The sequence below is a fragment of the Devosia sp. SD17-2 genome (assembly GCF_029201565.1).
GTDB lineage: Bacteria > Pseudomonadota > Alphaproteobacteria > Rhizobiales > Devosiaceae > Devosia.
Genome location: NZ_CP104002.1, coordinates 229,406 through 250,497, shown reverse-complemented (window position 1 = coordinate 250,497; position 21,092 = coordinate 229,406). Strand labels below are relative to the sequence as shown.

The window sequence follows — 21,092 nt, the reverse complement described above, 5'->3', positions numbered from 1 at the left end:
GGCCCGGATATGGCTGTGACGAGCGGGAGGAGAGAGTTTCGACATTTTCGCGGGCTTTGGATTTTGAGGCCCCCTCCTAACCTCCCCCTGGTCAGGGGGAGGGACCTATCGTGCTCGTGGAGGGTTCTCATTCTCCCCAGACGTCTCTTCTCCTCCCCTACCGGGGGGAGCCCGGGTGGGGGTCTAGCGGAAGCATGGCCACACGCCGGCGCCCTGCCCGCGTTTCCGCGTCAGGTTCTTTACGACAGCGGAACGGACCCCGAGGCGATAACGCCCCTGAGATTGGAAAAGAAACGAGACGAAACCGCCTCGGGGCGCCGATTTTTGGACAGCACCGGTATCGCGTCCAGTGATCGCTCGCCACTGGATCGGCCGGCGCCAGAACCCAGGTGGGGATCGGCCCACCCAATCGGCCTCCCCGCAGCCGTCCGTCTCGACTCCGTCCCGTGCGGGGAATTTTTGGATTTTAACGCGAAGGGGGACAGGCGGGGATAAGTTCTGGAACGCAGACGAGAAAAGCCCGGAGCTTTCGCCCCGGGCCTTTCTTGGTTTTGCCACCAATCCAGCCTGTTGAGGCGTGGACCACCGGGACGAGCCCGGTGGTGACGGTGGCGGGGGGCTTGAGGCCCCTCAAGATCAGTCCAGACTGTGTCTGGGCCAGACTTTGTCTGGTCAACCCCAGTGGGCCAGCACGGCGAGCAGAAGCAGCGCCACGATATTGGTGATCTTGATCATCGGGTTCACGGCCGGGCCGGCCGTGTCCTTGTAGGGGTCGCCGACGGTGTCGCCGGTGACGGAGGCCTTGTGGGCGTCCGAGCCCTTGTAGTGTTTGACGCCCTGGCTGTCGGTAAAGCCGTCCTCAAAGCTCTTCTTTGCGTTGTCCCAGGCGCCGCCACCGGCGGTCATGGAAATGGCGACGAAGAGGCCTGTCACAATCACACCCATCAGCATGGCGCCGAGGGCCGAGAAGCCAGCGGCGGGGCCGGCGATCCAGGTGATGAGGAAGAAGACGACGATCGGCGACAGCACCGGCAGGAGCGACGGGACGATCATTTCCTTGATCGCCGCCTTGGTCAGCATGTCGACGGCCCGCGCGTAGTCGGGCTTGGACGTGCCGGCCATGATGCCGGGATCGGCCTTGAACTGGCGACGCACTTCCACCACCACGGACTGGGCCGCGCGACCCACGGCGGTCATCGACATACCGCCGAAGAGGAAGGGCAAGAGGCCACCAAAGAGCAGACCGACCACGACATAGGGATCGGCCAGCGAGAAGGTGAGCGTACCCATGCCCTGGAAGATCGCCGGAGCGTCGGGCAGATTGGCGAAGTAGATGAGGTCCTGCGTATAGGCCGCAAAGAGGACCAATGCGCCAAGACCGGCCGAACCAATGGCATAGCCCTTGGTAACGGCTTTCGTGGTGTTGCCAACCGCATCGAGCGCATCGGTGTTGTGACGCACCGATGCATCGAGCCCGGCCATTTCGGCAATGCCGCCGGCATTGTCGGTGACGGGACCGAAGGCGTCCAGCGCGACGATAATACCGGCCAGGGCCAGCATGGTGGCGACGGCAAAGGCAATGCCGAAGAGACCCGCCAGCGAATAGGTGACGATGATGCCGGCGATGATGACGAGGGCCGGCAGTGCCGTCGATTCCAGCGAGACGGCCAGGCCCTGGATGACATTGGTGCCATGACCGGTGACCGAAGCCTCGGCAATGGAATTGACCGGGCGGCGGTTGGTGCCGGTGTAATATTCGGTGATGACGATGATCAGCCCAGTGATGACGAGACCGACGATGCCGCAGGCAAAGAGCGCCCAGGGGGTGAAGGTCTTGTCCGAAGCTTCAATGAGAAGATTCATATCGCCGAACATCAGCCAGAGGACTGGCAGGAGGGCGACGAGCGAGAGCACGCCGGTGGCGATGACGCCCTTGTAGAGCGCGCCCATGATGTTGTTGTCGGCGCCCAGTTTGACGAAATAGGTGCCGATGATCGAGGTGACGACGCATGCCCCGCCAATGGCGAGGGGCAGCACCATGCCCTGCAGTTTTAACGCTTCAGGCAGGATGATGGCCGCCAGAACCATGGTGGCAACGATGGTGACCACATAGGTTTCAAACAGGTCTGCCGCCATGCCGGCACAGTCACCGACATTGTCACCGACGTTGTCGGCGATGGTGGCCGGGTTGCGCGGATCGTCTTCCGGAATGCCGGCTTCGACCTTGCCCACCATGTCGCCGCCGACGTCTGCACCCTTCGTGAAGATGCCGCCGCCGAGACGGGCGAAGATGGAAATCAGCGAAGCGCCGAACGAGAGCGCCACGAGGGAATCGATGACCACGCGGCTGGTAGGCGCATTGCCCATCCAGGAGAGGATCATGAAATAGAGCGTGATGCCCAGAAGGCCGAGACCTGCGACGAGCAGACCGGTGACGGCGCCCGACTTGAAGGCAAGGTCAAGACCCTTGGCCAGCGAGCCGACGGCGGCCTGGGCGACGCGCACATTGGCGCGCACGGAGACGTTCATGCCGATGAAGCCGGCAACACCCGACAGCACCGCGCCGATCAGAAAACCGATGGCGGCATGCGCACCCAGCAGAAGCCAGGCTGCGATAAGGATGACCACGCCGACAATGGCAATGGTCGTATATTGCCGTTTGAGATAGGCCGAGGCGCCTTCGCGCACGGCGGCTGAAATTTCCTGCATGCGGGGTGAGCCGGCATCGGCTGCGAGCAGCCCCTGCGTTGTCACGACGCCATAAACGATAGACAGACCGCCACACGCGACGATCAGCCAAAGTGCCAAATCCATGTAACCAGTTCCTCGAATGACAAGATTCGAGGTCCGCCCCGGTTTAAGGCCAGCTCTTATATGTCCGGTCCGCAACCGCCCTCCGGCGGACCTCCTCCCGGTGTCGAGATTAGCCGGATTATACGGTTAAGCAATTGCAAAGTGTGGCGCTTTGTCGCGCCTGTCCAGCAGGGCTCAGGCAGCAACGAGGGTGGCCAGGCCTCCGGCGATATCGACTCCATCGCCGGAAACAAGAATTGTCTTGTGGCGGGAGGTGTCGCCGGAAACCAGTGTCATGGCGGATTTGGGGAGGCGCAGCGCCTTGGCGAGAAGGGCAATGACGGCTGCATTGGCCTTGCCCTTGTCGGGCACGGCAGAGACGCGGACACGAAGGACAATCGAGGCATCGTCGCGGATCTCGACGCCATCAATGCTGTCGCGACCGGCATTGGGCGTGACGCGCAGGAAGACCAGCAGGCCCTCCGGCGTCACGCGCCAGGGTTTTGGCTCGCTAGATGCCGGCGCGGGCAACAGCGGGATAGATGTAGTAGCCGATGACCGACTGGATAAAGAAGATGATGAGGAAGGCGACCAGCGGCGAGAGGTCCATGCCGGAGAAATTGGGCATGAAACGGCGGATCGGCCGCAGCACCGGTTCGGTCAGCTGGTTGATCACCTGCCAGACCGTGGCGACGAACTGATTGCGGGTGTTGATGACGTTGAACGAGATCAGCCAGCTCATGATGATCATGATGAGCAGGACCCACCAATAGAGCTGGAGCAGGATGAGGATGATGTCGAGAACGGCGCGCATCGGCGTCTCCGCGGGAAAAAGTCCCGTTTATCTAAGGGCAGGACGGAGATAGGGCAAGCCCGGGGCCCAAAAACACCGGGACCCCGCACCGGGCAAGCGATGCGAGGTCCAAATGACTGACATCCGGTAAGCAAAACACGGGTCCGGATATACCCCTACATTGCACGAAGCGTGCCAATTCGATGGGGCCCGGAAACCGGGGCGCGGAGGTTAAGGTATTGTGAATTCGTTGCTTTTTGCGCACGTCCTGCATTGCAGAATGCGAGGCGCGTTGCAAATTGCAACGCAGGATCAGCCGATAGTCTTGATCGGCTTCCAGGTGACGAAGCGCCAGAGGTAGATGACGACGGCCAGCACGACGACGCCGGTGGAGACCGGATCGACCCAGGCCTCGACCACCGAATAGCTTTCGTGGAGGAGGAAACCGGCGGCGGTGAGAATGCCGGTCCAGACCAGCGTGCCGACGGCAGAAATGGCGAGGAACTTCCACAAGGGCATGGCGGCAAGGCCCGCGGGAACGGAAATCAGCGTGCGGATGGCGGGAATGAGGCGACCGGCGAACACGGCCAGTGGGCCATAGCGCTCGAACCAGTGCACGGCCATGTCGATATCGGCTTCACTGAGCGTGGCGATGCGCCCCAGCTTGTTGCACAGCCAGGTGAACCGGGCGAGGCCGAGAAGGCGCGCCGCGACATACCAGGCAGAGGTGCCGATCAGCGAGCCGGCGGTACCGGCCAGCAGCACGCCTATGGTGCTCAACTGCCCATTGGCCGCCACATAGCCGGCAAAGGGCATGATCAGTTCGGAGGGAATGGGGGGAAAGAGATTTTCCGCCACCATGAGGAGGAAGATGCCGAGATAGCCCCAATCGGTGATGAAGCCGATGATGAACTCGCTCATGAAAGTCCTCCCTCACGGAGACCGGACGAGCCCTCCCCCCGTAGGGGAAGGGCCCGGATCAGGGATAGGGATCAGGACGCCTTGGCAGCGCGGCTCATGCGCTTGCGATCATTGGGGTCGAGCCACATCTTGCGCAGGCGGATCGACTTGGGGGTCACTTCCACATACTCGTCGTCGGCGATGTAGCCGAGGCTCTGTTCCAGCGTCAGCTTCTTGGGCGTGGTCAGGCGCACCGCTTCGTCCTTGGACGTGGTGCGGATGTTGGTGAGCTGCTTGCCCTTGAGCGCGTTGACCTCGAGGTCGTTCTCGCGGGAGTGCTCGCCGATGATCATGCCTTCATAGATGTCGACGCCAGCGTCGATCATGATCGGGCCGCGATCTTCGAGGTTCCACAGCGCAAAGGCCACGGACTGGCCGGTGCCGTTGGAGATCAGCACGCCGGTGCGACGGCCCGGAAGCTCGCCCTTGAACGGCACGAAGGAGTGGAACAGGCGGTTGAAGATTGCCGTGCCGCGCGTGTCGGACAGCAGTTCAGCCTGGTAGCCGATCAGCGAGCGGGTGGGGACGAGGAGCTTGATGCGGGTACGGCCAACGCCGGACGGACGCATGTCGGTGAGCTCGCCCTTGCGCTCGGTCAGCTTCTGCACGACCGCGCCGGTGTGCTCGTCATCGACGTCGATGATGACTTCTTCGACGGGCTCGAGCTTCTGGCCGTTCTCTTCCTTGAAGAGGACCTTCGGGCGACCGATGGTCAGCTCGAAGCCTTCGCGGCGCATGTTTTCGATGAGAACGGCGAGCTGCAATTCGCCACGACCGGCAACGTCAAAGCTGTCGTTATCATCGCCCGGGGTAACGCGGATCGCGACGTTACCTTCGGCTTCGCGCATCAGGCGTTCACGGATGACGCGGGACTGCACCTTGTCGCCTTCGCGACCGGCCAGCGGGCCGTCGTTGATGCGGAAGGTCACCGACAGGGTCGGGGGATCGATCGGCTTGGAGGGGATCGGCGTCATGTTCTGCGGCACCGAGATGGTATCGGCCACAGTTGCGGTTTCGAGACCGGCAATGGCGATAATGTCGCCGGTGATGCCTTCATCGATCGGGTTACGCTCAAGGCCACGGAAAGCCAGAACCTTGGAGACGCGGCCCTTTTCAACGATCTTGCCATCGCGGCTGAGCGCGTGGATCGGCTCGCCGGCCTTGACCGTACCGGAGAACACGCGGCCGGTCAGGATGCGGCCGAGGAAGGGATTGCGCTCGATGGTGGTGACGAGCATGCGGAACGGGCCCTCTTCCACCTTGGGCTCGGGCACGTGTTCGATGACCTTGTCGAGCAGCGGCGCCAGGCTTTCACGCGGGCCATCGGGCTCGTTCATCATCCAGCCCTGCTTGGCAGCGCCGTAGAGAACCGGGAAATCGAGCTGTTCGGGCGTGGCATCGAGCGCGATGAAGAGATCGAACACCTCTTCGAGCACTTCCAGATGACGCTCGTCGGACTTGTCGATCTTGTTGATGGCCACGATGGGCTTGAGGCCCTGGGCCAGCGCCTTGCCAAGCACGAACTTGGTCTGGGGCATCGGGCCTTCGGCCGCGTCGACCAGCAGAACCACGCCGTCCACCATGGACAGGATGCGCTCGACTTCGCCGCCAAAGTCGGCGTGGCCGGGGGTGTCGACGATGTTGATGCGGGTATCGTTCCACATCAGCGAGGTGACCTTGGCCAGGATGGTGATACCGCGCTCACGCTCGATATCATTGCTGTCCATAGCGCGCTCTTCAACGCGTTCGTTTTCACGGAAGACGCCGGACTGCTTGAGCAGGACGTCGATCAGAGTGGTCTTTCCGTGATCGACGTGGGCGATGATGGCAATATTGCGCAGGGACATGGGCACCGGGGCGTTGGGGCATGGTCCAGCGGCAGCGGGAGGGCAAACAGCCAAAACATGCAAAGAAACAGGAAACGCCAGCTGCATCCGGGCAGACTGGCGCTTTTCGGGCCGGCTATTACAGAAAAAAGCTGGCTTTCACAAGCGCCCCACGTGCAGGGGGGACCTGCGTGAGCGGCGGTTCAAGAGGCAAAAAGGCGAAAAACCCCAGAAAAACTAGGCCGAAGACGGGTTTTGGAGGGTCGCGATAATCTTGCCCATCAGGATAAAAAAGCTGCGATGCTCGTCCTCGGAGAGCGTTTTGAGGGCCAGGCCGTTGATCGTTTCGACCACATTCTGCACCTGCGGAACCCGCTCCGACCCCTGGCTGGAGAGGCTGACGATGACGCTGCGGCCGTCCTCGGGATTGGGCTTGCGCGTAATGAAACCGTCGCGTTCCATACGCGAAAGCGTCGCCGTCATGGTCGGCTGCTCCACCGCCGCGCGATCCGCCAGCTCCTTCTGGGTCAGGCTCGACCCATCGCTCAGCGCGAAGAGGATCGGCATATAGGCCGGGTTGATCCCGAGCGGAGCCAGTTGCCGTTCCAGCTCACGATAGAACAGGCGCGCCGCCCAATTGGTCATGTAGCCGGCCGAATTTTCCCGGATCAGGGTCATTTACTTAGTATGCTCATTAAAATATATAGTGTGCTAAGGATATCTGTTGCACCCGGTGGAACCAAGGGGGATTTTTCACCATGCTCAAGAGCAGACCAGACCGCTATGGCGCCATAGCAGCCAGCATTCACTGGGCCTCCGCCCTTGCCATTATCCTGATGCTGACGAGCGGGCTGATGCTCGACGGCGCCGAGGACCCCGAGCAGGTTCGGAGCTTGCTGCGGTTCCATGTGCCGCTCGGCATCTCTGTCGCCGTGCTGACCCTGGTGCGCATCGTCTGGTGGCTCGCCTTCGACAAGCAGCCCCACGCACCGGCAAATATGGGCCAGGCCCAGAAGTGGGCTGCACGGCTGGTGCATCTGGGGCTCTATGGCGCCATAATAATCATGGTGAGCTCTGGCATCGGCATGGTAGTGCTGACCGGGGCCATGCCGCAGATCTTTTCGGCGGGTCCGCTGCCGGAATTTTCTCAAGCGCCCCCTGCCCTCGTTCATGGCCTGATGGGACGCCTGCTGCTGGTGCTGGCAGCAGGCCATATTCTGGCCGCGCTCTATCACCAGCTGGTGCGGCGGGACAATCTGATCGGCAGGATGCGGATCGGGGGGTAGGTCTGGTTTGCAGCGTCGACGGCCATCGTCACCACCGGGCGTGTCCCGCTGGTCCATGCCTCCCAAAAACTGGATTGCCGGGACAGGCCCGGCAATGACGATGCGGATGGGTGGGGTGTTGGGTTCGCCGCTAAACGCGTTTGAACATCATCTCATCGAGGCGGGCGAGCACGCGATCGCGCTCGTGGGTGAGGCCTTTGTAGTCGAGCTGGTCCGGCGTCAGGGCCGACACTTCGCTGTGGAGGTGCGCGGCGACGGCGGTCGCTTCGGGATGGGCGGCAAGATCGTCGAGCCCATGGAGCGATATGCGGATGGCAAAGGCGATGGCGCCGGTTTCCGGCAGTTTTCGCAACACCTGCCGCTCGACCCGCAGATAGACATTTTCCGCACGCGGGCCGGCGCCGAAACGGGGCTGGTCGGCGCCGGACACGTCCGGGTGGAAGAGCCTGTCATCGCCATAGAGCGACCAGTTCCAGCGGATCATCGGAGTTTCGGGGCGCATGGCGTCGAACATGCGCGCCATGATCTGGGCCGGTCGCGTGCCGGGGCCAAAGCCTGGCACCGGGTCATGAATGACGTCGAGCCCCTGCCCGATCTTGTCGGCAAGGGTCCATGAGGAGGGGAAGCTGAGGCTGGCCGCAGTCAGCCGCCAGCTTTCTGTGTCCCGCTCCAGCAGCAAAAAATCGTCCTGCACCAATTGCGCGGCAATGGCGAGCGGGGCCTCGGCGCTGGTGAGCGCAAGGGTCGCGCCAACAGGCAGGATGGTGATGGCGTCGCCGTCATGGCGCCAGAGATCGGGAAACCGCCGGGGCAGATAATCTGCAAGCAGGGACAGGAGCTCGGACTGGGCCGGGCGGCTGCCACTCAGTTCGGCAAAAGTTTCGGCGGGATGGGAAATACGCAGCCGCGCCTTTTCAGCCAGCTGGGAAGCGAGACTGCCATCAGGAGCGAGCCAATCATCGGGATCGAGCGGGCGGGTGCCGATCTGGAAAAGCTTTGCCGTGCCATCGTCGGGGAAAGGTCTGGTCATTGCTGGCTTTTCCAAACAGTCCCGGCGTCGTCCCGCAAAAGAAGAAGGCGGAGAAAATCCCCGCCTCCTCAGAAAATTACTTGGCGTTCTTGGCCATCTCGATGGACTCGAGGATGACGCGGCGCGCATCATCGAGGCCGCCGACGCGGTCGATCTTGGCCCACTTGCCGGGCTCGAGATCCTTGTAGTGTGTGAAGAAGTGCTTGACGCGCTCGACCTGGATTTCCGGCATATCGCCGATATCGAGGATATGATCGTACATGCGGGTCAGCTTGGAGACGGGCACGGCGATGATCTTTTCATCCTGGCCGCCATCATCTTCCATGAACAGCACGCCGACCGGGCGCGAGCGCACGACGGCGCCGGGCACGAGCGGACGGGAATTCATGACGATGACGTCGAGCGGGTCGCCATCGCCGCACAGCGTGTGGGGCACGAAGCCGTAATTGCCCGGGTAGCGCATGGGCGTATAGAGGAAGCGGTCGACGAACAGGGCGCCGCTGTCCTTGTCGATCTCATATTTGATCGGCTCGCCGCCCAGCGGCACTTCAATGATGACATTGAGCTCGTCGGGCGGGTTCTTGCCGGTGGGGATCGCGTCGATGTTCATGGGTTTTCAGGTCCGGGTTCATCAAGGGGGAGCGGAACGGGGGCGTTCTGCCGCCATCCCGGCCCGAAGGCAAGCCGGAAATCCGCCGCAGCCTCTACTTGACGATGAGAACCGGCACGCCGGCGTGGGACAGAACCTCGGAAGCCTGGCTGCCGAGCAGCAGGCGCTTTAGGCCGCGGCGGCCATGCGAACCCATGATGATGGTGTCGGCGTTTTCGGCTTTCGCAGCCTCGAGAATGGCATCGGCCGGGCGCGAACGGGCAGCATGGACGGTCTTTGCCGCGATCCCGGCAGCATCGGCCTTGGCCTTGGCCGCAGCGAGAAGCTTGTCGGCTTCGGCCCTGTAGGTTTCTTCAAGCCGGGCGATGATCGGGCCTGCATCCATGGTGCCGAAGCCGCCGCTGCCAATGCCGGTGGCGACGGGATCAGTCGCGGTGATGATGGTGACGCTGGCGCCATAAGTCCTGGCGAGATCGAGACCGGCATCCACTGCCTTGTCGCCCAGTTCCGAACCGTCCGTGGCAATAAGAAGAGATTTGAACATTGTGAGCCTCCTTGCTTTGCTCACAATAACCCGTTCATGCTTAAGGGCAATTGATCTGGATCACATGAAATGTGATCTGGATCACATCGCTGGAGGAGGGACCGGATGCGCAAGACGATTTGCATGGCGACAGGGATGATGGCGCTGGCGCTGATGGCCGCCCCAGCCCTGGCCCAGTCGGGCTTTACCAGTGCCTATACCGATTTCAACCTCGATGAATGCCTGGTGCTGGAAGCCGATGATTTCGGCGCCGAATGGGCCTGCCCCGGCTACAAGGGGTTTCCCATGCTGGTGCGGGAAGGAGATCTGCACTTTGCCGTGGCGTTCGGGTTCAATCCCGACGCCAATGTCGTGGGCTTCCAGACCCTGCCGCCGTTCAATTATATTGCAGGCAAGGTCGAGTGGCGGCTGTCCAATGCCTCGGGCCGCTGGATGCCCGTTGCCACCATCATGCGCTATTTCACCGATGGCATGGACGACGAAAGCGATGAGGGGCAGATCCTGGTCGTCACCCAGATCGCCGACGGCAATTCCTGCCACATCGCCCATATCGATGCGCGCGCCAATAAGAACGCCAATGAACTGGCGCGGCAGGCCGCCGACGCTGCCGGCGATTTCGACTGCGCCAGCGACGAAGCCGAGATCATCGGCGCCTTTGGCGCCTATTGATCCTCGGCCGCATTGGTCTCGCCGCGCACCTGGTTGCGCAGAATGGTGCGGTCGCGGCTTGATACGCCGATGAGCTCGGCAATGCGCCAGACCATATTGTCCTCGAGCTCGTGATTATCGCGATCGGCGAACACCACGGTCCACATCATGCGGATGATCTCGACGCGGTCTTCCATCGGCAATTGGGTGATGCCCGAGGTGAAGCGGTAAAAATCCACCGCCTCGGCATCGCGCTGGGCCGCCTGCTTGATCAGCTTGTCCACCGCCGTCGCGTCAAGATCGTAATGATCCATCAGCGCGTCGCGAATGGTGCGGGTTTCCTCTTCCTTCATCGAGCCGTCAACGGCAGCCAGATGCACCAGAAGCGCAGCCACGGAGAGTTTTGGGTCGTTCCGGTCTGCCGGCTGGTCTTGCTTGGCAAACAAACGGGTCAGGGCCTCGAACATGGCTGGCCGCCTTTAATCGGGGTGGAAAAGAAGATGATCTGTGTGATGCGCGCCGGTGGCAGGCGTTCTGGATACTGAGTTATTGCGCCGATTTGCTCAATGGCCCTGCCCCGCTCTCACGCTGTGTTGAGAGACGTTGCGACGGAGTTGATGCGTCTCGGCCACACTGTGAACAAGCGGAAAGAGACTCGACTCTTCGCAGATTCGGAGTCTAAATGTTCCTGTTTTGTTCACACAGCTGGTCCCGTCATGCAGGCCCCCGATCGCCAACAGCGCCTCACCGCGCTGCGCGACATCATTGCCGATATCGAGCGCAAGCCGGCGCTGGCCGACGCACGCCAGAGCGTGATCACGGCTGAAAAGGACAGTTTTCCAGAGCTGTCGCCGGGCCTTTTCCAGGAGGTTTTTACCGATTCGGCTCGCAATGGCGGGGCAAGCCTCGGCTTTGCCCTGGGGCAATCGAAAACCCTCCTCACCCCGCGCCGCCCGGTGATCGTCTATCTGCAGCTCCTGTCTGACAGCCAGTTCTTTGGCCTGCCCTATGGGCCGGGCCTTTTCGGGCGGGACTTCGACCCCGCCTGCCTGATCATGGTGCGGCCGCGCACCATGGCCGAAATGCTCTGGGTGGCCGAGGAGGCGCTGAGCTGCAGGGCCGTCGCCGGGATTTTGGCCGATATTGGCGGGGCCCCCAAACTGCTCGATTTCACTGCCAGCCGGCGACTGGCCATGCGGGCTGCCGAGAACGGCACTTCGCTTTTCCTTCTGCGCTACGGCACCGCCCGCGAGGCCAGCGCCGCCCATCTGCGCTGGCACCTCGCCCCGCAACGCTCGGGTCGGCAGGATTTTGACCCCGGCGCGCCGGGCCCTGCCCGCTGGTGCCTGACGCTCGAGCGCGGCACGACGATTAAGCGCCCCGGCGCCTGGTTCCTGGAGTGGACGACAAATGGCTTTGCAACCTTTTCTGCCGGGCCCCATGGCGCGCCTCGACGCACGCCGCAACCGGCGCTTCCTGGTACTGTTCCTGCCGCATTGGCCAACGGATTATCTCAAACGGCGTAATCCGGCGCTCAAGGGCCCGATGGCGCTGTTCGAGCGGATCAAGGGCGGGCTGCGCCTTGCCGCGCTCGACACCGAAGCCATGCGCGAGGGCCTGCGGCTGGGGCAGAATCTGGCCGATGCCCGCGCCATCCTGCCCAGCCTGACGGTCGAAGAGCTCGACCGGCCGATGCTGACTGCCGCCTTCGAGGATTTTGCCGACTGGCACTCCAATGCCAGCCCCATGGTGGCGGTGATGCCTGACGCCAGCCCCTATGGCGATCTCGTGCTCGACATTACCGGGGTCGATCACCTCTTTGGCGGGGAAGCCAAAATGCTGCGCACCCTACTCACGCGGCTGCGCGCGCTGGGCTATACCGTAGCCGGGGCCATTGCCCCCACGATCGGCGCGGCCTGGGCGGTGAGCCATTTTGCCCGCAGCCAGATCGTCGCCAACGACACTCTTGTGCCCCTGCTCGACAGCCTGCCGGTCAGGGCGCTGCGGCTCAATCAGAACCAGATTGCCACCCTCGCCCAGATGGGGCTGACCACGATTGGGAGTCTGCGCGAGCGATCGCGAAAATCGCTGCAGGCCCGGTTTGGGCAAAGCCTGCTCATCCGGCTCGATCAGGCCTTTGGCGAGATCGAGGAGCGGATGACCCCGCGCCTGCCCCAGGCCGACTATATCGTCGAGCGGCGCTTTGCCGACCCGATCGCGCTGATGGACGATGTGCTGGCCACGGCCCATGATCTGGCGGTGCAACTGGGCTGTACGCTGGAACAGGAAAATCTGGGCGCCCAGAGCTTTCACCTCTTTCTCTACCGGGTCGACCACAAGGTGATGACCCTGTCGCTCAATTCGGCACGACTGACGCGCGACCCCAGCCACATCACCGATCTCTTCCGCCACCACGCCCAGAGGCTCGAGGCCGAATATGATGCCGGCTTCGGCATCGACATGGTGCGGCTGGCCGCTAGCTCCATCGACCGCATGGATGCGGTGCAGATGGGCGCTTTCGCGACCGCCAGCGGCGAGGAGGATGTGAGCCGCCTGCTCGACCGGATCGGCAGCCGGCTGGGCGTGGACGCCGTGCTGCGCAGCGAAATGCTGGCGAGCCATATTCCCGAGCGGGCAGCGCGCCTCGTGTCGGCCATGGCGACCCCGGCGCAAAGCCAATTGCCGCCCGGTTTGCCGAGGCGCCAAAGACCGCTGCGCCTCTTGCCGGCACCCGAGCCCGTCGCCATCAATGCCGAAGTGCCCGATGGCCTGCCCGCCTCGATGATCTGGCGGCGCGAAACCTATCGGCTGGTGAAGGGCGCCGGGCCCGAGCGGCTTGGCGCCGAATGGTGGCGCAGTGGCGAACGCCTCAAACTGGTCCCGCCCCCACGCCCTAAGCCGGTCGAGCCGGGCGAAACCCCGCGCCCTGCCCCCTATGAGCCCGAGCTCGAACTCTTCGATCCTGAGGCGAAGACGCGGGATTATTACGTGGTCGAGGACGAGGAAGGCCGCCGCTTCTGGGTGTTCCGCCTCGGCTTTTATGGCGGGCCGACGCCCCCACGCTGGTATCTGCACGGGTTCTTTCCATGAGCCAGATCGTTCCGCTTGTCGGCCAGCGTCCCAGCCGGCTGGTGCCCAAAAGCCCGATCCCGCCCTATACCGAGCTGATCACCACCAGCAATTTTTCCTTTTTGCGCAGCGGTTCGCACCCCGAGGAGCTGGTCGCCGCGGCCATGCAGATGGGGCTGGCAGGTCTGGGGCTGTGCGACCGCAACAGCTTTGCCGGCGTGGTGCGCGCCTATGTGACGGCGCGAGACAACAAAGAGAATTTTCCGTCCTTTCGCTATCTCGTCGGGGTGCGGCTGGTCTTTTCCGACGGCACGCCCGACATCATCGCCTATCCCACCGACCGGGCCGCCTATGGGCGGCTCTGCAAGCTCCTTACTCTGGGCAATAAGCGCGGCGAAAAGGGCAGTCCCGATCTGCGCTTTGAAGACCTTTTTGGGCGCAGCGATCCCGTGTCGGAAACCGAGCATGGGCCAACGGAAAACTTTGCCGTTGGGCAGCTTTTTATCCTCGTCCCCGATGAAGCCGATTGGGGTTCTACCGAAAAGGTGCTGGCCCGGCTGGTAGAGGGTGCACGCGACAGAGTCTGGGTCGCCGGAGTTGCAAAATTCGATGGGCAGGACCGGGCCCGGCTCAATCGCGTCGATACTCTGGCGCGCCGGCATGGGGCGGCCATGATCGCCAGCAATGACGTGGCCTATCACGAGCCCGACCGGCGCATGGTGCTCGATGTGGTGACCGCCATCCGCGAGCATGTCACCCTCGATGAAGCCGGCTTTCTGCTCTCGGCCAATGCCGAGCGGCATCTCAAGACCGCGCGGGAAATGAACCGGCTGTTTTCAGCCTATCCCGATGCCATCGCCCAGACGCAAATTTTTATGGGCCGGATCGGCTTCTGCCTCAGCCAGCTCGAATATAATTATCCCGATGAGACGGTCGGCGACGGCGAAACCGCTCAGGAAACGCTCGAGCGGCTGACCTGGCTGGGTGCGGCCAAGCGTTTTCCCGAAGGGATCAGCGACGAGATCAAGCGCTCGATCTGGTCCGAGCTCTGCCTCATCGGCTACAAGGGCTATGCCGCTTACTTCCTGACCGTGCACGACATCGTGCAATTTGCCCGTCATGAGCGCGGCATTCTCTGCCAGGGGCGCGGCTCGGCGGCCAATTCGACCGTCTGCTATTGCCTCGACATCACCGAGGTCGACCCACGTAAGGCCAATCTCGTCTTTGGCCGCTTCATCTCCACCGAACGCGACGAACCGCCCGATATCGATGTCGATTTCGAGCATGAGCGGCGCGAGGAGGTGATGCAATTTATCTACAAAAAATATGGTGGGCGCCGCACCGGGCTGACCGCCAATGTCATCTCCTATCGCTCGAAAAGCGCCATCCGCGAAACCGGCAAGGTGTTCGGCGTTTCCGACGATGTGATCAGTGCTTTCAACCAGCTCCACTGGGGCTGGGGCGCGGGCGTGGATCTCAGAAGCGTCGGCAATATCGGCCTCAACCCCGACGATCCGGTGCTGGCCCAGATGTTCGAAGTCGTAAAAGTGCTGCGCGGCTTTCCGCGCCACCTCTCCCAGCATGTGGGCGGCTTTGTCATCACCCGCGATTCCCTTGAAAGCCTCGTGCCGATCAGCAAATCGGCCATGGACAGCCGCACCATCATCGAATGGAACAAGGACGACATCGACGCGCTCAAAATCCTCAAGGTCGATATTCTGGCGCTCGGCATGCTGAGCTGCCTGCGGCGGGCCTTTGAATTGATGGATGAGCACTATGACCACAAGGTCACGCTGAACCAGCTGCAGAACGAGGAGTATCGCGATCCCGAAGGGGCCAAGCCCGTCTATGAAATGACCCATCGCGCCGACACGATCGGGGTCTTCCAGATCGAGAGCCGGGCGCAGATGACCATGCTGCCGCGCCTCAAGCCCAGGGAATTCTATGACCTTGTCATTGAGGTGGCGATCGTTCGGCCGGGGCCGATCCAGGGCAATATGGTCCACCCCTATTTGCGCCGCCGCCAGGGTCTGGAGCCGGTGGATTATCCCAGCGCGGCGCTGAAGGCGGTGCTGCATCGCACGCTGGGCATTCCGCTGTTTCAGGAGCAGGCGATGCAGATCGCCATTGTCGGGGCGGGCTTTTCGGCCGGCAAGGCTGACCAGCTGCGCCGCGCCATGGCGGCCTGGCAACGCACCGGAAAGCTCGCCCAGTTCCACGACGATTTCATCGGCGGCATGATCGCCAATGGCTATACGCCCGAATTTGCCAAGCAGAGCTTTGCCCAGATCCAGGGCTTTGCCGAATATGGCTTTCCCGAAAGCCATGCGGCGAGCTTTGCGCTGCTCGTCTATGCCTCGTGCTGGCTCAAATGCCACTATCCCGATGTGTTCGCCTGCGCCCTGCTCAACTCCCAGCCCATGGGCTTTTATGCGCCCAGCCAATTGGTGCGCGACGCGGTCGAGCATGGGGTGGAAGTGCGCCCGCCCGATATCAACGCCTCGGACCATGACAGTACGCTGGAAGAGACCGAAACCCATCCCGCGCTGCGCATCTGGCCGCGCCACGAGGTGATGAAGGACCATATCTGGGGCCACAAGGCGCTGCGCCTGGGGCTGCGGCAGGTGGAGGGCCTCGCCAAAAAGGATATCGAGCGCCTCGTCGTCGAGCGGAATAAGGGGCTTTTCAGCTCGGTGCGCGATCTCTGGATCCGCACCCGCATCCCCATATCAAGCCTAGAAAAACTGGCGCAGGCGGATGCCTTCTCCAGCTTTGGCCTCAGCCGGCGCGAGGCGCTGTGGACGGTCAAGGGGCTGATCGGGACCCATGGCGCCGATACCCTGCCGCTCTTTGCCGCTCTCCCCGCCGCGGCCAGCCCCAGCGAGGAACCGGCGGGCCTGCCGCTGATGGCGCCGGGCGAGGAAGTGATCCACGACTACGCCACGCTCTCGCTGTCATTGAAGGGTCACCCGGTCCAGTTCCTGCGGCCAATGCTCGACGAGCGCGGCACGACGCGATCGGCAAATTTGATGAGAGTGACGCCCGGTCACCGTGTCGAAGTGGCGGGGTTGGTGCTGGTGCGGCAACGGCCGGGCACGGCAAGCGGGGTGATCTTCGTGACGCTCGAGGACGAGACCGGGGTGGCCAATATCGTGGTCTGGCCAAAGCTCTTCGAAAACGACGAGATGCGCAAAACCCTGCTTTCCGCACGCATGCTGGCCATTTCGGGCCAGGTGCAGCGCGAGGGGGTGGTGATCCATGTGATCGCTGAAAACATGGTCGATCTCACCCCGCAATTGCTCGATCTCTCCCATGGCAAGGATTTTGGTGACAAGATCGTGGCGCGGGCCGACGAGGGCAAATCCGGCCCGCCCGGCAGCCAGAGTCGCGACCGCCAGGTGCTGCGCGATCAGGAAATGGCCCGGCGAAGGGCCTATGCCGCCATGCCCGGCGGGCGCAATTTCCATTGAGGTGACAAGCTACCTACCAAAACCACATGCGTTCGGCGTTGGGACGCCCGCCCTAAAAGCCGGTTGCAAAAGCTTGTCTATGGCGGCGGCAAGCTGAAAATCCTTCTGGCTGATGCCGCCTGCATCATGGGTGGAAAGGGCGATGCGCACCTTGTTGTAGCTGTTGGACCAGTCCGGATGATGCCCGGCCTTTTCGGCGGCAAGCGCCACCCGGGCCATGAAGCCAAAGGCGGCCGAAAAATCCTTGAACGAAAACGTCCGCACGAGGGCGTTCTCACTCTCGTCGTGGCGCCAGTCTCCCAGCGCTGCGAGGCCCGCCGTGAGGGCAGCTGCATCCAGTTTTTCGACCATGTTCCAATCCTCCGTGTCCGAGGGATCAATGCCGGCTGCGACAAATCGATCCGCAGCGGCCACTTTAACCCTTGATTCATCTTTCGCCTGAATTTCCGCAGCAAATTCAGCAGGCCAGCTATTCTGGCAAGGCGCTGTTAAGGCCTGACGCGCGCAATGCAGCGGTAAACGGGGGAACACCGTGCTGATCTCAGCCCGCAAGACCATGCCCGCCTTGGACTACGTGTCCCTTATCCGCTCGGTCTATGGCGACCGACGGGCACTGCTTGCCGGCGCCTGCGCCAGCGCCGGGGTCGCAGCCATGTCGGGGATCAAGGCAGATGCCCCGGCCCTCTACCTCGTCGCCCTGATCATCCTGCTTGTCGGTATTGCCCGCTTCGTCAACATGCGCGCCTTCTGGGACGCCGCCATTGGCAATGAAGACGCGAACGCAGCCGAGCACTGGGAAAACCGGGCCCTGTGGGGCGGCGCGCTGGTGGCGCTCGCCCACGGCCTCTGGTGCCTCGTCGCCATTCTCTTCGTCCAGGACCCCTTTGCAGAACTGGCCGCCTGCACGCTCTCCATCGCCTCGACCGTAGGCATGGTGGCCCGCAATTTCGCCCTCGACCGGCTGATCACCATCCAGACCGTGGCGCTCAGCGTGCCGCTCTGGGTCGCCATGCTGCTGCGCGCCGATATCTACCATGCGCTTCTCGCGGCCATGCTGCTGGTGATGCTGATCAGCTTCCGCAAGCTTGCCGCCGACATCCGGGTGATCCTGATCTCGGCGCTGCATGGAAGGATCGAGGTGTCGCGCCTCGCCGCCGAGCTCGATATCGCTATAACGACGCTTGCCCACGGCCTCTGCATGCTGGACGAAAACGGCATTATCACCGTGGCCAATTCCAAGGCCAATCGCACCTTTGCCCGGCTCGGCATCTTCAACCTGACCGGCCGCCCCTTTACTTCGGTGCTCGCCGCACTGGAGACCAGTGGCAAGGTGCCGCGAACCGCGATCGACCGCCTGCGCGACATGATCACCCGCCCCGCTTCGGGCAAGGTGCTCCTCGCCCTCGGGCCCGGTATTTATTTCGAGGTGACGATCAGCGCCCGCAAGCAGCGCTGCGTGCTGCTGTTTGAAGATATCAGTGAACGCGTGGCGGCCGAGGAGCGCATCAGCTTCATGGCCCATCACGACACGCTGACCGACCTGCCCAACCGCAGCCATTTCAACCAGCTGGCCACCGACGAACTCGAATCCCGCGCCAAGGCGGGCCAAGCCAGCGCACTGATGGTCGTCGACGTCGACGAGTTCAAGCACGTCAATGACACCTATGGCCATGTGGTGGGCGATACGCTTCTGCGCCAGGTGGCACTGCGCCTGCGCCGCACCGTGCCGCCCCATGCCCTCGTCGCCCGGCTCGGCGGCGATGAATTCGTGGTGCTGACCGGACATGAAGGCGACGACGCCAGCGTCGTCACCATTGCCGAGACCATCCGAAGGGCCTTTACGGCGCCGTTCCTGTTTGAAGAGCTGACGCTCAACGTCAATATCAGCATCGGCCTCGCCACCGCCGAGACCAGCGACATTTCGCTTGAAGAGTTGATGACCAAGGCCGACCTCGCTCTTTACGCCGCCAAGAGCGCCGGCAAGGGTCATGTACAGCTGTTCCACGCCCAGATGGATATCGACTATCACTACCGCCAGCGCCTCAAGAGCGATCTGCGCACCGCCATCGCCCGGCGCGATCTGACCCTGGCCTTCCAGCCGCTCTTTGATATCGAGACGCGGCGCGTGGTCAGTTGCGAGGCGCTGGCGCGCTGGGTTCACCCCGAACTTGGCAACATCGGCCCGAACACCTTTATCCCGCTGGCCGAGGAAATCGGCCTCATCTCCGATATCACCGCCTTCATGATCGAGAGCGCCACGCGGGAGGCCGTGAACTGGCGCGGCGGGATCGGCGTCGCCATCAATATTTCGGCGCGGGATTTTCGCGGGCTCGACCTGCCGGCCCTCGTCGACCGGGCCCTCGCCGCTTCGGGCCTCGAGGCGCATCGACTGGAACTTGAAGTGACCGAGAGCGCCCTTATCGAGGAAAAGGCGCTGGCCCAGTCCGTGCTGATGGCCCTCGCCGAAAGGGGCGTGTCCATCGCGCTCGATGATTTCGGCACAGGCTATTCCTCGCTGAGCTATCTCAACGCCCTGCCGCTGACCAAGCTCAAGATCGACAAATCCTTCGTCACCGAAATCGCCCGCGATGCACGCGCCCTCAGCTTGCTGACCGGCGTCGCCCGGATCGGCAGGGATCTCGACCTGACCGTCGTCGCCGAAGGCGTCGAAACCCAGCTCCAGTTCGACACCATGCTGGCCCATACCAGCGTCCAGCAGGTCCAGGGTTATCTGTTCAGCCGCCCCCTGCCCGCCGCCGATATTGCCGAACTGATCAGCCGGCTCAATGCTGCGCCCCCACGACAAATAACAAACGTGGTTAACGCAGTTTAACACCCTATAATTATTGCAACAATTCTCTGGATCGAGGCCAAGCGCCCGTGCCGGCCAGAATTTTTGTCATGCGATTATAATCAACAAAGGGTTAACCTCCGGATGGCTTTCGGGGGATGTGTAATGAGTGAGGCAACCGAACAGACAGGTGGCGCATCATCGCGTTTTGCGATGACCTTGATCGATTTGCTCGATCGGGTGCGCTACCGGAAAGTGTCCGACAAGGACCAGTTCGATCCGGTCTATCGCCTGCGTTACGAGGCCTATCGGCGCGAGGATTTCATTCCGTTCAACTCCCAGGGGGTCACGCGGGACGAATTCGACGATCTGCCCAACTGCCATTGTTTCGGCGTCTATATCGATGACCGGCTGGTGAGCTCGCTGCGTTTCCATCACGTGACGGCCGAGACACCCAATTCGCCCTGCATGTCTGTCTGGCCCGACATCTTGCAGCCCCATCTCGACGCGGGGCGCGGCTTCATCGATCCCGGTCGCTTTACCGCCGATTTCGATGCCTCGCTGGCCTATCCGGCGCTGCCCTATCTGACGTTGCGGCTGGCGGCCATGGCCTGCGAATATTTCCCGGTGGTCTACTGCATGTCCGCCGTCCGGCCCGAGCACACGGCCTTCTATCGCCGCATCTTTGGCGCCAAGCCGCTCGGCGACCAGCGGACCTATGCCAATCTGGCCTTTCCCATGCAGCTCTATGCCGCGGAAGTGCCGGTGATCCGGGACATGGTGGCCCGCCGCTATCCGTTCTTCATGTCAACGCCGGAAGAGCGTCAGGCCCTGTTCGGCACCGGACAGCCCAACATACCGGCGATCGCGCCAACGGCGCGCCTGGCACAGCGGCTGGAAGAACTCGAAAAAGCGGGATGAAGAGGTTTTTGGGGCCGTTTGATCATTTCGCTGAGGGCAAAATGATCAGTCCGCCACGCCTGCCGGCAGAGTTCCGGCCTTGAACAGAACCCTGGGCTCGTCATAGGTATCGGCTTCGACATCGACGTCTGCCGAATAGGCCCACACGCCCGCCCGGGACGGCGCAATGCGTTCAGCCGAAGCAATGGCCGCCTCTGGGGTCTTCAATTGCTGGGGCTGGTCCGGCTCAAGCTTCCGGCCCTTCTGCCTGAACCCCTGGACAAAATACAACGTCGGCATGACCTATCCTTCACAAGCGAGCACACCCATAGCACGTACTGCCAGGGCGTACACCTTTCGTTCCGGCATCCT

The 21,092-nt window shown here is 62.6% G+C and carries 19 protein-coding genes; 7 read left to right on the top strand and 12 right to left on the bottom strand.

What is annotated here, in order from left to right:
* Positions 1-672: 672 nt before the first annotated feature.
* The 6 genes from NYQ88_RS01265 to NYQ88_RS01240 all read right to left on the bottom strand — a co-directional run bounded on the left by NYQ88_RS01265 (position 673) and on the right by NYQ88_RS01240 (position 7,050).
* Entirely contained in the window at positions 673-2,814 is a 2,142-nt protein-coding gene (locus NYQ88_RS01265; RefSeq protein ID WP_275653181.1) for a sodium-translocating pyrophosphatase, read from the bottom strand.
* A 174-nt stretch (positions 2,815-2,988) separates the two neighbouring features.
* Positions 2,989-3,285, bottom strand: coding sequence for a DUF167 family protein (locus NYQ88_RS01260; RefSeq protein ID WP_275653180.1), 297 nt, complete (start codon positions 3,283-3,285; stop codon positions 2,989-2,991).
* A 19-nt stretch (positions 3,286-3,304) separates the two neighbouring features.
* Positions 3,305-3,607, bottom strand: a complete 303-nt coding sequence (locus NYQ88_RS01255) for a YggT family protein (protein ID WP_275653179.1) — start codon at positions 3,605-3,607, stop codon at positions 3,305-3,307.
* A 291-nt stretch (positions 3,608-3,898) separates the two neighbouring features.
* A complete protein-coding gene (locus NYQ88_RS01250) occupies positions 3,899-4,507 on the bottom strand; it encodes a DedA family protein (protein ID WP_275653178.1) in 609 nt (202 codons plus the stop codon).
* A gap of 71 nt (positions 4,508-4,578) precedes the next feature.
* A complete protein-coding gene (typA, locus tag NYQ88_RS01245; protein ID WP_275653177.1) occupies positions 4,579-6,393 on the bottom strand; it encodes a translational GTPase TypA in 1,815 nt (604 codons plus the stop codon).
* 216 nt (positions 6,394-6,609) lie between these two features.
* Positions 6,610-7,050 (bottom strand): MarR family transcriptional regulator, encoded by a 441-nt coding sequence (locus tag NYQ88_RS01240; RefSeq protein WP_275653176.1) that lies wholly within the window; start codon positions 7,048-7,050, stop codon positions 6,610-6,612.
* A gap of 80 nt (positions 7,051-7,130) precedes the next feature.
* Between NYQ88_RS01240 and NYQ88_RS01235 the strand changes: the two genes are divergently transcribed.
* Positions 7,131-7,658 (top strand): cytochrome b/b6 domain-containing protein, encoded by a 528-nt coding sequence (locus NYQ88_RS01235; protein ID WP_275653175.1) that lies wholly within the window; start codon positions 7,131-7,133, stop codon positions 7,656-7,658.
* Positions 7,659-7,788: 130 nt separating this feature from the next.
* Here NYQ88_RS01235 and NYQ88_RS01230 read toward each other — a convergent pair whose 3' ends face one another.
* From NYQ88_RS01230 to NYQ88_RS01220, 3 genes are all read right to left on the bottom strand, one after another.
* On the bottom strand, positions 7,789-8,688 hold the full coding sequence (locus NYQ88_RS01230; RefSeq protein ID WP_275653174.1) for a DUF3445 domain-containing protein: 900 nt from the start codon (positions 8,686-8,688) through the stop codon (positions 7,789-7,791).
* 76 nt (positions 8,689-8,764) lie between these two features.
* Positions 8,765-9,298: an inorganic diphosphatase gene (ppa, locus tag NYQ88_RS01225; RefSeq protein WP_275653173.1), complete on the bottom strand. Its 534-nt coding sequence runs from the start codon at positions 9,296-9,298 to the stop codon at positions 8,765-8,767.
* A 94-nt stretch (positions 9,299-9,392) separates the two neighbouring features.
* The gene (locus NYQ88_RS01220) at positions 9,393-9,842 is read right to left on the bottom strand and encodes a universal stress protein (protein WP_275653172.1); all 450 of its coding nucleotides are present in this window, start codon (positions 9,840-9,842) and stop codon (positions 9,393-9,395) included.
* A 105-nt stretch (positions 9,843-9,947) separates the two neighbouring features.
* On the opposite strand from NYQ88_RS01220, the gene NYQ88_RS01215 reads away from it, so the two are divergent.
* A complete protein-coding gene (locus NYQ88_RS01215) occupies positions 9,948-10,511 on the top strand; it encodes a hypothetical protein (RefSeq protein WP_275653171.1) in 564 nt (187 codons plus the stop codon).
* Here the strand turns inward: NYQ88_RS01215 and NYQ88_RS01210 are convergent.
* A complete protein-coding gene (locus tag NYQ88_RS01210) occupies positions 10,505-10,957 on the bottom strand; it encodes a TerB family tellurite resistance protein (RefSeq protein WP_275653170.1) in 453 nt (150 codons plus the stop codon). The two genes, NYQ88_RS01215 and NYQ88_RS01210, sit on opposite strands and share 7 nt — an antisense overlap.
* Before the next feature lie 249 nt (positions 10,958-11,206).
* On the opposite strand from NYQ88_RS01210, the gene NYQ88_RS01205 reads away from it, so the two are divergent.
* From NYQ88_RS01205 to NYQ88_RS01195, 3 genes are read left to right on the top strand one after another with little or no spacing between them, the layout of a single operon-like run.
* A complete protein-coding gene (locus NYQ88_RS01205; protein ID WP_275653169.1) occupies positions 11,207-12,016 on the top strand; it encodes a hypothetical protein in 810 nt (269 codons plus the stop codon).
* Complete coding sequence (locus NYQ88_RS01200) at positions 11,901-13,580, top strand: DNA polymerase Y family protein (protein ID WP_275653168.1); 1,680 nt, start codon at positions 11,901-11,903, stop codon at positions 13,578-13,580. The genes NYQ88_RS01205 and NYQ88_RS01200 overlap by 116 nt, the downstream gene beginning before the upstream one ends.
* A complete protein-coding gene (locus NYQ88_RS01195; RefSeq protein WP_275653167.1) occupies positions 13,577-17,029 on the top strand; it encodes an error-prone DNA polymerase in 3,453 nt (1,150 codons plus the stop codon). Before NYQ88_RS01200 ends, NYQ88_RS01195 begins: the two co-directional genes overlap by 4 nt.
* 9 nt (positions 17,030-17,038) lie before the next feature.
* Here the strand turns inward: NYQ88_RS01195 and NYQ88_RS01190 are convergent, their stop codons facing one another.
* Positions 17,039-17,581, bottom strand: a complete 543-nt coding sequence (locus NYQ88_RS01190; RefSeq protein WP_275653166.1) for a 4a-hydroxytetrahydrobiopterin dehydratase — start codon at positions 17,579-17,581, stop codon at positions 17,039-17,041.
* Here NYQ88_RS01190 and NYQ88_RS01185 point away from each other — a divergent pair.
* Positions 17,562-19,862, top strand: a complete 2,301-nt coding sequence (locus NYQ88_RS01185; protein ID WP_275653165.1) for an EAL domain-containing protein — start codon at positions 17,562-17,564, stop codon at positions 19,860-19,862. The genes NYQ88_RS01190 and NYQ88_RS01185 overlap by 20 nt on opposite strands.
* Before the next feature lie 123 nt (positions 19,863-19,985).
* A complete protein-coding gene (locus tag NYQ88_RS01180; RefSeq protein WP_275653164.1) occupies positions 19,986-20,741 on the top strand; it encodes an acyl-homoserine-lactone synthase in 756 nt (251 codons plus the stop codon).
* Between the two features lie 45 nt (positions 20,742-20,786).
* Here the strand turns inward: NYQ88_RS01180 and NYQ88_RS01175 are convergent, their stop codons facing one another.
* Entirely contained in the window at positions 20,787-21,020 is a 234-nt protein-coding gene (locus NYQ88_RS01175) for a hypothetical protein (RefSeq protein WP_275653163.1), read from the bottom strand.
* Positions 21,021-21,092 lie beyond the last annotated feature (72 nt).